Raw genomic sequence first — 13,622 nt, forward strand, 5'->3', positions numbered from 1 at the left:
GATAGCCGGACGGCTCAGCGCAGCTGCTGGATGCGGATGAGGTTGCCGGCGGGATCGCGGACGGCGCAGTCGCGAACCCCGTACGGCTGCTCGATCGGCTCCTGGACGACCTCGGCGTCGCTGGCCTGCAACTTCTCGAAGGTGCCGTCGAGGTCAGGGGTAGCCAGCATGATCCAGCCGTAGGTGCCCTTGGCCATCATCTCCACGATGGTGCGGCGCTCCTCGTCGGTGACACCGGGATCGGCGGCCGGCGGCGCCAGGAGGATGGACGTGCCGGGCTGGCCGGCGGGCCCGACCGTGATCCAGCGCATCTTGCCCTTTCCGACGTCGTTGCGGACCTCGAAGCCGAGGACGTCTCGGTAGAAGGCCAGGCAGGCCTCCGGGTCGTCGTGCGGGAGAACGCTCGTGTGAATGGTGATGTCCATGGCAGTCACGCTACGTGCGGCTCGGCTACCCGCGCTTCTCGATTCCTGACCTGTCTGGTCACCTGCTTCGCCACACACGGCGGCATCCCACCGTCGCGCGCGCCGCCCGACCCCGATAGACGCTGGGCGACACACCGACCAGCTCGGTGAAGCACGCCGCAGCAGGTCAGGACCGGTTAACCCTTCACTTGGCGTTGAACTGATCAGCCCTCTGCACCACACCGGGCGAGGGGCACCAAGCAGCCCCCTGAGCAGCGGCAACGGCGGTGATTGATGGTTGTCCTTGTGGTCCTTGGTTGTCGTCTCACGGCCTGGCGACGGCCTGATCATGGTCCTGCCGTGACCCGTTCGTCGACGGCCTCACGGTGGTTGACCTCTGCCGTGTCAAGGAACCTTGGCGGGCACGTGACCTGCCATACCAACCGTTGTCAGCTGCGGAAACAGTCGTCGCTGTTCGTGGACGTCCGTCGTAGTGCACTCCGGTTGTCACTCACTTCGTCACCCGGTAGATCTCGCTATAGCCATGTAGCTGCTGGCCTCAGTCGCCGCTGTGACCGACGAAGAAGATCACCTCGGGCGTAACGTCTCGGTGGCCGACGTGGTCGCCGAAGCCGCTCGCACCACAATCAAGCCCATCGCCCGATTCAAGGTCCACAAACTCGAACCGCCGCGACGGAAATCGTCTACCGCCTCAAGGCCCGGTAGCGTCTGAGAAGGGCGGTAATCCTCTCGTAGTTGGCTTCGCCGTTCAGCTCGGCGAGCAGGTCGTCCGGGCACAGCTCATAGAGATCGCCCCACCATCGGCGCGCTTTGTTGTCCCAGATCCGGTACCCGCCCGGTACCCCTCTGGCGACGTACCGCCTCCTGCTCACAGCCCCTCCAGCGCATTCACTGGACGGCAGCCTACGAGCGCCAAGCGGGCACCGCGACCGGTAATCGGAGCACCAGACGTTCTCCCGCTACGCCAACTCAACGCGTAACCTGTCGACCGACCTCGATCGCCTAGCCGGAGCTGTCACGCCTCGTCGGACCGCGATCGGTAACGCATCAAGGGGAGCCCGACATTGCGTCCCCCGGTGGTGTCGTACTCCGCTCGATGCGTTACCTGGTCGCCGGCAGCACCAGCGAGTCAGCTGACACGGCGATAGCGGATGTGGGTGGCCAGCGGTGAGTGAAGCACCTCGGCGGGTTCGAAGCCGAAGGATTCAACACCGTCGAAGATGCGCTCGCCCGAACCGAGCAGGACCGGTGCGATGTCGAGGGTGAGCTCGTCGATCACGCCGGCGATCAGTGCCTGTCGGACGGTCGAGGCCCCACCGGCGATGTCCACGCCGTTATCCCCGGCGGCCTGGCACGCTGCGAAGTAGGCCGCGTCGAAGCCCTCGGTGACGAAGTGGAAGATCGTCCCGCCGTCCATCTCGATCGGGTCATGTCCGTGATGGGTCAACACGAACACCGGCGCGTGATACGGCGGTTCGGGGCCCCACCACCCGGTCCATTCCTCATCCCAGTCCCCGCGGATCGGGCCGAACATGTTCCGACCCATCACATACGCACCCCGCGGGCGCATGAGCCACTCGTTCGCGACCTTGTCGGCATCGTTGGCTCGCGGGTCGCCGATGTGCCAGCCGTGCAGCTCCCGCCCCCGCTTGCCCAGGGGGTCCTCGCGGCTCTGGTCCGGCCCGGCGACGAAGCCGTCCAGCGAGATCGACATGTGGCAAGTGGTGTCCGGCACCGCGAACCTCCTGAGTGATTGCGACTTGCAAGCGCCGTGCGGACCGTAGCAAGTAATGGCGCAGGGGAACGAGGACACAGCTCGACCAACCTGGCGGTGGGGCCAGTTACCTACGCTTGACTTCTAGTGGTCGTCGTCTGACCCCTTGACGCCGGGCGGGCGCCGTGGAGAGTCGAGCACCGGGGGACGGCCGCCAGCAGGGAGAGGAACCGGGAACCCGCAACGCCCTGGCTAAGTCGTCGTGTGTACCGCGCAGCGGCCTTGCCGCCGTCCATACCATGAAACCTCTGGGCATCGTGCCGGTACTGAAGGAGATTATCGTGGATGACGTTGCGTTAGTGATAGCAATTATCTCGACCGCTATCTCTTCCGTCGCCGTAGTAGGCGTAGCGATAGGTCTTGTAATTCAGTCTCGCCAACTGAGAATAAGCTCGCTTCAAACGTACCGATCAACGCATGCTGACCTAGTGCGAATGGTACTCGACTACCCGGACCTCGCCGACGCGCTTGTCGATGCATCGCTTGACCAACAGGCTATCCGCAAGCGGCTACATCTGAACTGGACTATGATGCATCTTCGATTCGGTTATCTGATCGGCGAGTTGCCTGAAACGGCAATCCGCACCCAGGTGTCCATTCTCTTTGCGCAGAACGTAGCTGTTGAGTGGTGGGCCGCCGCGCGGGGGCTCTATGAGCGAGAGGCTCGGAATCGGCGACAACGGCGTTTCTTGGAACTCGTTGACAGCACTTATGAAGCAGCGATCACACGAGCGAGAAGCGCTTCGGCTGAACACGCTGAACAGAAAACATAGAAAGGCCTGCTTCCCGGTCGCTCATGCACTGTCCAGCCCGACGACGGATCGACCGGATTCAGATGGACATCGAACCAGAGTTCAGCGTCTGCCGACCGGCGGTGAACCCTGGGATTCGGCGTGTCCGGCGGGTGTCGCCATGCCAGCCGTCGGCGCGCCGTGGACGTAGTCCTTAGGCGCGCGGCGGCCGACGGTGCTGACCTGGCGCCTTGAAGACGTACAGAAACTTCTCACCGGGACTCTGGCTGCGGCTGTGTCGTACTCCGCTTGATGCGTTACAGGTCGGCTTCACTTGATGCGTAACACTCCGCCGAGTGCTGGTGGAGTTGAGCGTGATGGAACACCGCTATCGCGCCGTGTTGGGGGTCCAGGTCGGCGAGTTCTCGAAGCTGCCCTGTCACCATACGTGGCCCGAAAACCTGGATGCGTTCAGCGAATTGGTGTAGTAACCGGGGATACGAGTGAGAGCGCGGTCTCAACTGACAGCAGGCGCGTTTCCGTTTAGCGCGGGCGGGTGTCAGGTTGAACGCATCGAGCTAATGTTCGCCTCAGGTGTCGATATCCGTGCCTAGCTGTCGCAAACCACTTCAGGTGAGGATCGCGCGGTAAAAGTCGGACTGCTACCGCCTCAGTTACGGAGTCGCAGACTCCTCGTCCAGGTCAGACTCTGATCGCGACATATCGGACTCCACCTCGGCTACGAAGGGCTCGCTGCCGTCCTGGGCATGAAAGAGCAGGAAGGACTCCACCGGGTCAGTACCGATTATCGCTCTGGGTATGCGCCGCTCAAGTTCTTCTAGCTCCAGTTCTGTTCGACTAATCAGTTGTCCGGTGGCGACAGGGAGCCCTCGCAGGTCGACCGTCACTTGGACCCCTTCTGTCATATCTATGGGATCATAATAGGGGTCGATCATGACCCATGTCTCCTGAACTTGGGTTACTCGATCTCGTAGATACCAGTAGCGAACTACGCCTTGGCGCTCCGAGATGGTACCGGCGTACTCCATTACTCGACCACGACCGTCCAAGCTCTCGGAGGTGATTCTCACTAGGAGCGTATTTCTGACGAACGAATATCGAATTTCGATCTGCTCGTGACCAATTATGCCGATTCCAGTGGTGCTTCGCCAGTAGGAATGCCAGCGACCCAAATACCGACGTTTTCCTGGCGATCTGCTGAACCGGTAGTAGAAGTAGAGTTGGCGTATGAGAACTGGCGTTACACCAAGGATGAAGCCGGCCACTACCTCAAGCCAGTTGATGTCCAAACGGATCACTCCTAGCACTCACTGGCGCACGAGAGCAATCTATAACAGCTCTGCCAATCGGGCCACCATCGATGATCCGATCGACATCCGCTCATCGCCAGATCCGTGCGTTCAGGCTCCGCCGACCTGCCCCAAGTTCTAGACGACCCGTCGCACATCGCGCCCACAGGTCGTTGTCTGCCCGGCGCTGAAGGATCAGCCGTCCGGCCTGGTCGATCACGACCGCCGACGCTGCGGGAACCAGAGAGTTCGCCTGCGGTGCATCGGGATCCCGGTAGTAGTCGACCCGCCCCATTACGCTTCCCGTCTAGCTCCTCGCCCGCGTGCTCTTCTTCGGTCGATCATCCCTCACCGGCGTGGTCGTCGCCCAGACGCCGTCGAAGTGGGTGGCGAAGCGGACGAACATCCCGTTCGGGCCGAGCCGGCGAAGGTGCAGCATCGCTGCTGACTCCCCCGGCGTGGCGTACAGGTGCGGCGTGACCAGCATTTCGTCATCAAAGCGGAAGACCGAGTTGTACAGCGGCACGTCTTGCTGGCGCATCTCGAAGTTCTCGCATCCCATCAATGGCGCGAAGCACTTCAGCGATGTGTGAATCCGAACGACCAGCGTTCAGGGCCAGGTCCTCTTCGTCGTCACGGTCTGCGACGTGCTTCGATTCCGGGTCCGCGATCACGACCCGTACCTTGCAACCATTGGCGCATTTCTCTTGAATCGTCTCCACTAGCCGTGGGTGATCCATCGGCAGGAAGTACAGCGTGTAGCCGAGGAGGTCGATCTGGCGCTCGGCACGCTCGATCAGCTCCCACCATCCCGAGTGCGGCATGTCGCTTGGGTACGGGTACGCCGCAACGATTTCGGCGTTTGCGCTCGCCGCGTCGGCCGACCTGCGCTGGACTCCGGCCACAGGAATTCCTCGTCTTCATTGAGGAATTTCGCCACCCCCCAGCGATGCCGAGGATGAGGCCTACGCCTCCGTGCTGCTGGACGCCGGTGAGGGCAGCAAGGCCCTCGCCGCCTACCTCTGCCACGCCGACCCCGGCTTCACCCTGCGGACCTACACCCATCTGCTACCCAGCAGCTAGAACCGCACCCGACAGGCGAGACCGGGCCCTCGCCGACGGGCCGGAGCCGCTGGACGGCCTGGAGACGGCCTAGAGGCTACACCGAGACGTATTTCCGCAGGTCAGGACGGGTCAAACGCTCACTTGGCGTTGAAGTAGTTGGCCTCGGGGTGGTGCACGATGATCGCGTCCGTGGCCTGCTCCGGTACGAGTTGGAACTCCTCGCTGAGGCTCACACCGATCCGGTCCGGCCGCAGCAGCTCCACGATCTTGGCGCGGTCCTCCAGGTCCGGGCAGGCCGGGTACCCGAACGCGTACCGGCAGCCGCGGTAGTCGGTACGCAGCAGCCCATCGAGGTCGGCCGGGTCGTCGTCGGCGACGCGCCGCCCGTCGGGCAGGACCAGCTCCTCGCGCATCCGCCTGTGCCAGTACTCCGCGAGCGCCTCGGTCAGCTGCACGGACAAGCCGTGCACCTCGAGGTAGTCGCGGTACGAGTGCTCAGCGAACAGCTTCGAGGTGTACTCGCTGATCGGCTCGCCGACGGTGACCAGCTGGAAGCCGACCACATCGAGCTGGCCGGAGTCGCGGCCGCGGAAGAAGTCGGCCAGGCACAGGCGACGGTCCCGGCGCTGCCGGGGGAACGTGAACCGGGCGACCTCACGCTGCGCGTTCTCGTCGAGTACGACGAGGTCGTTGCCCTCCGAGTAGCCGGGGAAGTACCCGTACACCACGGCCGCTTCGAGGACCTTGTCGGCGGCGAGCCGGTCCAGCCAGTACCGCAGCCGGGGCCGGCCCTCGGTCTCGACGAGCTCCTCGTAGGACGGTCCGGTGCCGCCGCGGGCACCGCGCAGTCCCCACTGGCCCATGAAGGTGGCGCGCTCGTCGAGCAGCGCGGCGTAGTCGGCGAGCGGGATGCCGCGCACCACCCGGGTGCCGAGGAACGGCGCCGCGGGTACGGGCGCGTCGGCGCCGACGTCGGAGCGGACCGACGAATCCGACAGCGAGGGCAGGTCCTCGCGTACCAGCGCGGTCTTCTCGCGCCGGGCGCGGCGGGCGGCGAGTGCGGCCTCGCGGTCGGCGTCGACGACGGCCGTGCCGCCGCGCTTGGCGGTCATGACCCGGTCCATCAGGGACAGTCCCTCGAACGCGTCCCGGGCGTAGTGGACGTCGCCGGTGTACAGGGCGCGCAGGTCGTCCTCGACGTACGCGCGGGTCAGCGCGGCCCCGCCGAGCAGGACCGGCCACCGCTCCGCGACGCCGCGGGTGTTCATCTCCTCCAGGTTCTCTTTCATGATCACCGTGGACTTGACGAGCAGGCCGGACATGCCGATCGCGTCGGCGCGATGGGTCTCGGCGGCCTCGAGGATGGCGCTGATCGGCTGCTTGATGCCGAGGTTGACCACCTCGTACCCGTTGTTGGACAGGATGATGTCGACCAGGTTCTTGCCGATGTCGTGCACGTCGCCCTTGACGGTGGCGAGCACGATGCGGCCCTTGCCGCCGTCGTCGGCCTTCTCCATGTGCGGTTCGAGGTACGCGACGGCGGCCTTCATGACCTCGGCCGACTGCAGGACGAACGGCAGCTGCATCTGGCCGGAGCCGAACAGCTCCCCCACGACCTTCATGCCTTCGAGCAGGATGTCGTTGATGATCGACAGCGCCGGGCGGTCTTCGAGCGCGGCGTCGAGGTCGGCCTCCAGCCCGTTGCGCTCGCCGTCGATGATGCGCCGCTTGAGGCGCTCGTCGAGCGGCAGGCCGGCCAGTTCCTGGGCACGGGAGGCGCGGGCGCTGGTGACGTCCACGCCCTCGAACAACTCGATGAACTTCTGTACCGGGTCGTAGCCCTCGCGGCGCCGGTCGTACACCAGGTCGAGGGCGACCTCGCGGTGCTCCTCGGGGATCCGGGCGATCGGCAGGATCTTGGAGGCGTGCACGATCGCGCTGGTCAGCCCCGCCCGTACGCACTCGTGCAGGAACACCGAGTTGAGCACCTGGCGGGCGGCCGGGTTGAGCCCGAACGACACGTTCGAGATGCCCAGGGTGAAGTTGACTCCGGGGTACCGGCGGGTGATCTCCCGGATCGCGTCGAGGGTCTCGATGCCGTCGCGACGGGTCTCCTCCTGGCCGGTGGCGATCGGGAACGTCAGGCAGTCGACGAAGATGTCGGGCAGGTTCAGCCCCCACCGGCCGGTGAGGTCGTCGATGAGCCGGGAGGCGACCCGCACCTTCCACTCGGCGGTACGCGCCTGCCCCTCCTCGTCGATGGTGAGGGCGACCACCGCGGCGCCGTGCTCACGGACGATCGGCATGACCCTGGCGTACCGCGACTCGGGGCCGTCGCCGTCCTCGAAGTTGACCGAGTTGATCACGCAGCGGCCGCCGAGCATCTCCAGGCCGGCCTCGATCACGGCCGGCTCGGTCGAGTCCAGCATGATCGGCAGGGTCGAGGCGGTGGCGAACCGCCCGGCGACCTCGCGCATGTCGACCGCGCCGTCCCGGCCGACGTAGTCCACGCACAGGTCCAGCAGGTGTGAGCCGTCCCTGGCCTGGCCGCGGGCGATCTCGACGCAGGACTGCCAGTCGGCGGCCAGCATCGCCTCCCGGAACGCCTTCGACCCGTTGGCGTTGGTGCGCTCGCCCACCATCAGCACGCTGGCGTCCTGGGCGAACGGTACGTGGTGGTACAGGCTGGCCACGCCGGCCTCGGGCTGCGGCTCGCGGGCCGCCGGGCGCCGGCCGCCCAGCCGCGCCACCACCGCCTCCACGTGTGCCGGGGTGGTACCGCAGCAGCCACCCACCAGCGACACCCCGTACTCGGTGACGAACCGGTCGAGGGCTTCGGCCAGCTCCTGCGGGGCCAGCGGGTAGACCGCCCCGTCGGAGGTCAGCTCCGGCAGCCCGGCGTTGGGCATCACCGACAGCGGCACCCGGGCGGTCCGCGACAGGTACCGCAGGTGCTCGCTCATCTCGGCCGGGCCGGTCGCGCAGTTGAGCCCGATCAGGTCGATCCCGAGCGGCTCCAGGGCCGTGAGCGCCGCCCCGATCTCGCTGCCCAGCAGCATCGTGCCGGTGGTCTCCACGGTGACGTGGCAGATCACCGGCACGGTCGTACCGGCCGCCGCCATCGCCCGCTTGGCGCCGATGATCGCCGCCTTGGCCTGCAGCAGGTCCTGGGAGGTCTCCACCAGGATCGCGTCGACGCCACCGGCGATCAGGCCGGCCGCGTTCTCCTGGTACGCGTCGCGCAGCCGCGCGTACGGCGCGTGCCCCAGCGTCGGCAGCTTGGTACCCGGACCGACCGAGCCGAGCACGAACCGTGGCCGCGCCGGCGTCGACCACGCGTCGGCCGCCTCCCGGGCCAGTCGCGCCCCGGCCTCGGAGTACTCCCAGATGCGATCTTCGATCCCGTACTCGCCCAGATTGGCCAGATTCGCACCGAAAGTGTTTGTTTCGACGCAGTCCGCCCCGGCGGCGAGGTAGGCCTCGTGCACGCTGCGGACGACATCCGGACGGGTTACATTGAGGACCTCGTTACAGCCCTCATGCCCGTCGAAGTCGTCGAGCGAGAGGTCCGCCGCCTGGAGCATGGTGCCCATCGCTCCGTCGGCCACCAGTACCCGTTCCGACAACGCGCTGAGCAGTGAGATCGACACGACCTAGAGGCTAGCCGGAAAAGAGGGACAACTCCCACTCGACTCCCGTAATGCGGTCCCCCTAACACCCCGTGCCGGGCCCCTTCCGACACGGCCGGCGGCGCGGCCAAGGCGCCGTTTGCCACACGGACACGTACGCTTGGCTGCGTGACCGAGTTCGACGGACTCCCAGTTCTGCGTTCCCCTGTCGCCATCGCCGCGTTCGAGGGATGGAACGACGCTGCCGACGCATCCACCGCCGCGGTGGAGCATCTCGAGCAGATGTGGGACGCCCGCCCGGTGACGGAGATGGATCCCGAGGAGTTTTACGACTTCCAGGTCAACCGGCCGATCGTGTCGATGGCCGAGGGTGAAACCCGCCGCATCGAGTGGCCGACCACGCGCTTCTCCGTAGCCACCCCACCGGGCGCCGACCGCGACGTCGTGCTGATCCGGGGCATCGAGCCCAGCATGCGCTGGCGGACGTTCAGCGATTCACTGCTGGAGATTTGTCACAGCCTCGAGGTGACCCAGGTCGTGCTGCTCGGCGCCCTGCTGGCCGACGTGCCCTACACCCGCCCGCTGCCGGTCACCGGCAGCGCGTCCGACCGGGCCACGATCGAGAAGTACAACCTGACCCCCAACCGGTACGAGGGGCCCACCGGCATCGTCGGCATCCTCCAGGACGCCTGCACCCGGGCCGACATTCAGGCGATCTCGTTCTGGGTGCACGTTCCGCATTACGCCAACAACCCTCCGTGCCCGAAGGCGACGCTGTCGCTGCTGCACCGTGTCGAGGACGTGCTGGACCTGCCGGTGCCGGTGGCCGACCTGGGCGAGGAGGCGGCCGAGTGGGAGGAGCGGCTGCGGGCCGCCGCCGAGCAGGACGCCGAACTGGCCGAGTACGTGCGTGAACTGGAGGAGCGCTCCGGCGACGCCGGGCTCCAGCCGCTGAGCGGCGACGAGATCGCCCAGGAGTTCGAGAAGTACCTGCGCCGTCGCGGCGGCCAGGCCGGCCCGTCGGCCACCGGCCCCGCCTGGTAACAGGCCACCGCCCGGCTTGCCTTGTCACAAGGGGCCGCCGCCCGGCCCGGGCGGCGGCCCCTTGTCCATGGCGGCAGCCCCGCTACGGGCGGTACGTGCTCAGGAAGCGGGCGATTCGTCCGATGGCGTCCTCGAGGTCGACCACCCGGGGCAGCGTCACGATCCGGAAGTGGTCGGTGCTGGCCCAGTTGAAGCCGGTCCCCTGCACCACGAGTACCCGCTCGCTCACGAGCAGGTCCATAACGAACTTCTCGTCGTCGGCGATCGGGTACACCTTCGGGTCCAGCCGCGGGAACGCGTACAGCGCGCCGGTCGGCTTCACGCAGCTCACGCCGGGGATCTCGTTGAGCAGCTTCCACGCCACGTCGCGCTGTTCGACCAGCCGCCCGCCGGGCAGCACCAGGTCGTTGATGCTCTGGTAGCCCCCGAGCGCCGTCTGCACGGCGTACTGGCTGGGCATGTTCGGGCACAGCCGCATGTTGGCGAGCACGTCCAGGCCCTCGATGTAACTCTCGGCATGCTGCTTGGCGCCGGAGATGACCATCCAGCCGGTACGGAAACCGGCCACCCGGTACGCCTTGGACAGCCCGTTGAACGTCACGCAGACCAGGTCCGGCGCCAGCTTCGCCGTCGAGGTGTGTACCGCGTCGTCGTACAGGATCTTGTCGTAGATCTCGTCCGAGAAGATGACCAGGTTGTGCCGGCGGGCGATCTCGACCAGGCTCTCGAGCACCTCGGTCGAGTACACCGCGCCGGTCGGGTTGTTCGGGTTGATGATGATCATGGCTCGGGTACGGTCAGTGATCTTGGCCTCGACGTCGGCCGGGTCCGGCAACCAGCCCGCCTGCTCGTCGCAGACGTAGTGCACCGGCCGCCCGCCGGACAGGCTGACCGCCGCGGTCCACAGTGGGTAGTCCGGCGCCGGGATCAGGACCTCGTCCCCGTTGTCGAGCAGGCCCTGCATCGCCATCACGATCAGCTCGGACACCCCGTTGCCGAGGTACACGTCCTCGATGTCGACGCCGCCGACACCCTTCTGCTGGTAGTACTGCACCACCGCGCGCCGGGCCGACAGCAGCCCCTTGGAGTCGCCGTAGCCGTGCGCGTTGGGCAGGTTGAGGATGACGTCCTGCAGGACCTCCTCCGGCGCCTCGAAGCCGAACGGCGCGGGGTTGCCGATGTTGAGCTTGAGGATCCGCTGACCCTCGGCCTCCATCCGCTTTGCCTGCCGCAGGACCGGACCCCGGATCTCGTAACAGACGTTTGCGAGCTTGGCCGACTGAGTCACCTGCATGCCGACACCTTAGAGAGTCACCGTCGCGCTACGCGCGGGTATCTCGCCTCGTGAGCGGTTGTGTGGGCGGTATTACGCCATGTAGGGGCGGCTCTGGTAGGTGACCTGGTGGGGTTTATGGAGCGCGCCACTCCCCGTAAGCCGTCCTAGGATGCTAGGTTGTGCGAATGAGCATCAATCCCGGTGCCGCGGAGTTCCCGCACCGCCAGATCGCCGCTCAGCTACGCGCCCGCATCCATCGCGGCGAGTGGGCGCCCGGCGAACGGCTGCCCTCGATCCCCGCGATCGCGGAGATGTACGGCGTCGCCAAGCAGACCGTGCAGCGCACGATCGACCAGCTGCGGGTCGAGGGGCTGCTGATCACCAAGCCCGGCTCCGGCACCTACGTGCGCGGTACCAAGCGCCGGCTCAACCGGCTGTCCCGGGGCCGCTACGGCGGCCAGCGCGGGTACCACGCGGACCTCGCGGCCCGGTACCGCCAGCATCTGATCTCCGTCGGACCCGCGGCCCCACCCGCCGAGGTCGCCGAGGCGTTCGGCCTCTCCCCCGGCGGCGAGCTGCTCGCCCGCCGGCACCTGGTCCGTACCGGCGACGCCCCGGTCGAGGTCGGCGTGTCCTGGCTGCGCCCCGCCGACGCCGCGGGCAACGCCCTGGAGCGCCACGAGACGTTCGGCCGGCCGCTGTACCAGGAGGTCGAGGAGATCACCGGCCGCCGGTACACCACGGCGACCGACCATCTCAGCGCCCGGCTGCCGACCCGGGAGGAGGCGGAGCTGCTCCAGATCCGGCCCGACACGCCGGTACTCGTCCTGCTGCACGTGGCCTACGACAGCGATCACCGCCCGATCGAGGTCGCGCAGGCGACCTGGCCGGGGCCGATGACGACGCTGACCGAGGAGTACCGGGTACCGGGCGAGCGCCCCGGCCTGCCCGACGACGAGCCGGGCCTGGCGCTGGCCTGAGCACGATCGTCACAACGTCGGCGACGTCGTGGCCGTAGGACGGTGCCGGGGCCGCGACGTCGTCGACGTCGTGCGGATCAGAGCGCGACGCCGAGGAGGGCGTCAACGGCCGTGCGCACCAGCGCCGGCGCGCCCGGGTCGGTGCGCTCACCAGCCAGCACCGCGTCGGCCCAGGCGTCCACGACGGCGAGCGCGCCCGGCGCGTCCAGGTCGTCGGCGAGCCGCTCGCGTACCCCGGCCAGGACGGCCGCACCGGACGGTCCGCCGTCCGCCGCGACCGCCTCACGCCAGCGGGACAGCCGCTGCTCGGCGGCCTTGAGCACGTCGTCGGTCCACTGCCGGTCGGCGCGGTAGTGGTCGACGAGCAGGCCGATGCGTACCGCCATCGGGTCGACGTGGTCGCCCCGCAGCCGGGAGACGAAGACGAGGTTGCCGCGGCTCTTGGACATCTTCTCGCCGTCCAGGCCGATCATCCCGGCGTGGACGTAGTGCCGCGCGAACGGGGCCGCGCCGGTGAGCACCTCGGCGTGCGCCGCCGAGCACTCGTGGTGCGGGAAGAGCAGGTCGTTGCCGCCGCCCTGGACGTCGAGGGTGTCGCCGAGGATGTCCAGGGCGATGACCGCGCACTCGATGTGCCAGCCGGGGCGGCCGGGGCCCAGCTCGCCACCGGGCCAGGACGGCTCGCCGTCCCGGCTGCCCCGCCACAGCAGCGGGTCGAGCGGGTCGCGCTTGCCCGGACGCTCCGGGTCGCCCCCCCGCTCGGCGGCCAGGCGCACCATCTCCGGCCGGGACAGGTTCGACTCGTACCCGAACCGGGGCGCGGCGCTGATGTCGAAGTACACGTCGCCGGTGCCGTCGTCGAGCCGGTACGCGGCCCCCCGGTCGAGCAGCTCGACGACCTTGGTCGCGATCAGCGGGATCGACTCGACCGCCCCCACGTACCGCTCCGGCGGCAGGATGCGCAGCGCCTCCATGTCCTCACGGAACAGGGCGGTCTCCCGCATCGCCAGGACCACCCAGTCCTCCCGGTCGCGGGCGGCGCGCTCCAGCAGCGGGTCGTCGATGTCGGTGACGTTCTGCACGTACCGCACGGGCAGGCCGCCGTCCCGCCAGACCCGGTTGGCCAGGTCGAACGTGATCATGGTGGCGGCGTGGCCGAGGTGGGTGGCGTCGTACGGCGTGATGCCGCACACGTACATCGTGGCCGGCCGACCCTCGTCCGCGGTCACCGTCGGCGCGACCTCGCGCCGGGCCGAGTCGAACAGGGCAAGCGTGTCGCCGGTGCCGGGCAGCGGCGGGACGTCGGGTGCCGACCAAGACTCCATGGCGCTCAAGGGTAGTGCCGTCCGGTTGCCGCCACGATCACGAGGCCGGACGTTTCGATCACA

At 67.5% G+C, this 13,622-nt stretch carries 12 protein-coding genes and 1 pseudogene; 5 read left to right on the top strand and 8 right to left on the bottom strand.

Annotated elements, in window-relative coordinates; all coding sequences use genetic code 11:
- Positions 1-14: 14 nt before the first annotated feature.
- Positions 15-425 carry a VOC family protein gene (locus tag Pme01_RS10440; protein ID WP_168114505.1) on the bottom strand — a complete coding sequence of 137 codons (411 nt, stop codon included), beginning with the start codon at positions 423-425 and terminating at the stop codon, positions 15-17.
- Between the two features lie 1,129 nt (positions 426-1,554).
- On the bottom strand, positions 1,555-2,139 hold the full coding sequence (locus Pme01_RS10445; protein WP_203935528.1) for a dihydrofolate reductase family protein: 585 nt from the start codon (positions 2,137-2,139) through the stop codon (positions 1,555-1,557).
- A 299-nt stretch (positions 2,140-2,438) separates the two neighbouring features.
- Here Pme01_RS10445 and Pme01_RS30855 point away from each other — a divergent pair, with 299 nt between their 5' ends.
- Both Pme01_RS30855 and Pme01_RS31440 read left to right on the top strand, forming a co-directional pair.
- Complete coding sequence (locus tag Pme01_RS30855; RefSeq protein ID WP_239088129.1) at positions 2,439-2,972, top strand: DUF6082 family protein; 534 nt, start codon at positions 2,439-2,441, stop codon at positions 2,970-2,972.
- Between the two features lie 314 nt (positions 2,973-3,286).
- Positions 3,287-3,418: a hypothetical protein gene (locus tag Pme01_RS31440; RefSeq protein ID WP_275408514.1), complete on the top strand. Its 132-nt coding sequence runs from the start codon at positions 3,287-3,289 to the stop codon at positions 3,416-3,418.
- 186 nt (positions 3,419-3,604) lie between these two features.
- Here Pme01_RS31440 and Pme01_RS10455 read toward each other — a convergent pair whose 3' ends face one another.
- The 3 genes from Pme01_RS10455 to Pme01_RS10465 all read right to left on the bottom strand — a co-directional run bounded on the left by Pme01_RS10455 (position 3,605) and on the right by Pme01_RS10465 (position 5,145).
- Complete coding sequence (locus tag Pme01_RS10455; RefSeq protein WP_168114509.1) at positions 3,605-4,240, bottom strand: hypothetical protein; 636 nt, start codon at positions 4,238-4,240, stop codon at positions 3,605-3,607.
- Positions 4,241-4,547: 307 nt separating this feature from the next.
- The gene (locus Pme01_RS10460; RefSeq protein WP_168114510.1) at positions 4,548-4,727 is read right to left on the bottom strand and encodes a hypothetical protein; all 180 of its coding nucleotides are present in this window, start codon (positions 4,725-4,727) and stop codon (positions 4,548-4,550) included.
- A 7-nt stretch (positions 4,728-4,734) separates the two neighbouring features.
- On the bottom strand, positions 4,735-5,145 hold the full coding sequence (locus Pme01_RS10465; protein ID WP_168114511.1) for a phospholipase D-like domain-containing protein: 411 nt from the start codon (positions 5,143-5,145) through the stop codon (positions 4,735-4,737).
- A gap of 61 nt (positions 5,146-5,206) precedes the next feature.
- On the opposite strand from Pme01_RS10465, the pseudogene Pme01_RS31970 reads away from it, so the two are divergent.
- Positions 5,207-5,396, top strand: a pseudogene (locus Pme01_RS31970) (site-specific integrase); the annotation flags it as partial.
- A gap of 46 nt (positions 5,397-5,442) precedes the next feature.
- Here Pme01_RS31970 and metH read toward each other — a convergent pair.
- The gene (gene metH / locus Pme01_RS10470; protein WP_203935529.1) at positions 5,443-8,955 is read right to left on the bottom strand and encodes a methionine synthase; all 3,513 of its coding nucleotides are present in this window, start codon (positions 8,953-8,955) and stop codon (positions 5,443-5,445) included.
- Positions 8,956-9,102: 147 nt separating this feature from the next.
- Between metH and Pme01_RS10475 the strand changes: the two genes are divergently transcribed.
- The gene (locus Pme01_RS10475) at positions 9,103-9,978 is read left to right on the top strand and encodes a PAC2 family protein (protein ID WP_168114512.1); all 876 of its coding nucleotides are present in this window, start codon (positions 9,103-9,105) and stop codon (positions 9,976-9,978) included.
- An 82-nt stretch (positions 9,979-10,060) separates the two neighbouring features.
- Here Pme01_RS10475 and Pme01_RS10480 read toward each other — a convergent pair whose 3' ends face one another.
- Positions 10,061-11,272: a pyridoxal phosphate-dependent aminotransferase gene (locus Pme01_RS10480; protein ID WP_168114513.1), complete on the bottom strand. Its 1,212-nt coding sequence runs from the start codon at positions 11,270-11,272 to the stop codon at positions 10,061-10,063.
- 167 nt (positions 11,273-11,439) lie between these two features.
- Here Pme01_RS10480 and Pme01_RS10485 point away from each other — a divergent pair, with 167 nt between their 5' ends.
- Complete coding sequence (locus Pme01_RS10485; RefSeq protein WP_168114514.1) at positions 11,440-12,234, top strand: GntR family transcriptional regulator; 795 nt, start codon at positions 11,440-11,442, stop codon at positions 12,232-12,234.
- 77 nt (positions 12,235-12,311) lie between these two features.
- Here Pme01_RS10485 and mshC read toward each other — a convergent pair whose 3' ends face one another.
- Positions 12,312-13,559, bottom strand: coding sequence for a cysteine--1-D-myo-inosityl 2-amino-2-deoxy-alpha-D-glucopyranoside ligase (gene mshC / locus Pme01_RS10490; protein ID WP_168114515.1), 1,248 nt, complete (start codon positions 13,557-13,559; stop codon positions 12,312-12,314).
- Positions 13,560-13,622: the final 63 nt, after the last annotated feature.

The sequence above is a fragment of the Planosporangium mesophilum genome, from assembly GCF_016863255.1.
Taxonomy (GTDB): domain Bacteria; phylum Actinomycetota; class Actinomycetes; order Mycobacteriales; family Micromonosporaceae; genus Planosporangium; species Planosporangium mesophilum.

Bases quoted from the DNA above. Each gene is read 5' to 3' on its own strand.
- Pme01_RS10440 (WP_168114505.1), bottom strand. From the start codon at position 425: ATGGACATCACCATTCACACGAGCGTTCTCCCGCACGACGACCCGGAG.
- Pme01_RS10445 (WP_203935528.1), bottom strand. From the start codon at position 2,139: ATGTCGATCTCGCTGGACGGCTTCGTCGCCGGGCCGGACCAGAGCCGC.
- Pme01_RS30855 (WP_239088129.1), top strand. From the start codon at position 2,439: ATGAAACCTCTGGGCATCGTGCCGGTACTGAAGGAGATTATCGTGGAT.
- Pme01_RS10460 (WP_168114510.1), bottom strand. From the start codon at position 4,727: ATGCTGGTCACGCCGCACCTGTACGCCACGCCGGGGGAGTCAGCAGCG.
- Pme01_RS10480 (WP_168114513.1), bottom strand. From the start codon at position 11,272: ATGCAGGTGACTCAGTCGGCCAAGCTCGCAAACGTCTGTTACGAGATC.
- Pme01_RS10485 (WP_168114514.1), top strand. From the start codon at position 11,440: ATGAGCATCAATCCCGGTGCCGCGGAGTTCCCGCACCGCCAGATCGCC.
- mshC (WP_168114515.1), bottom strand. From the start codon at position 13,559: ATGGAGTCTTGGTCGGCACCCGACGTCCCGCCGCTGCCCGGCACCGGC.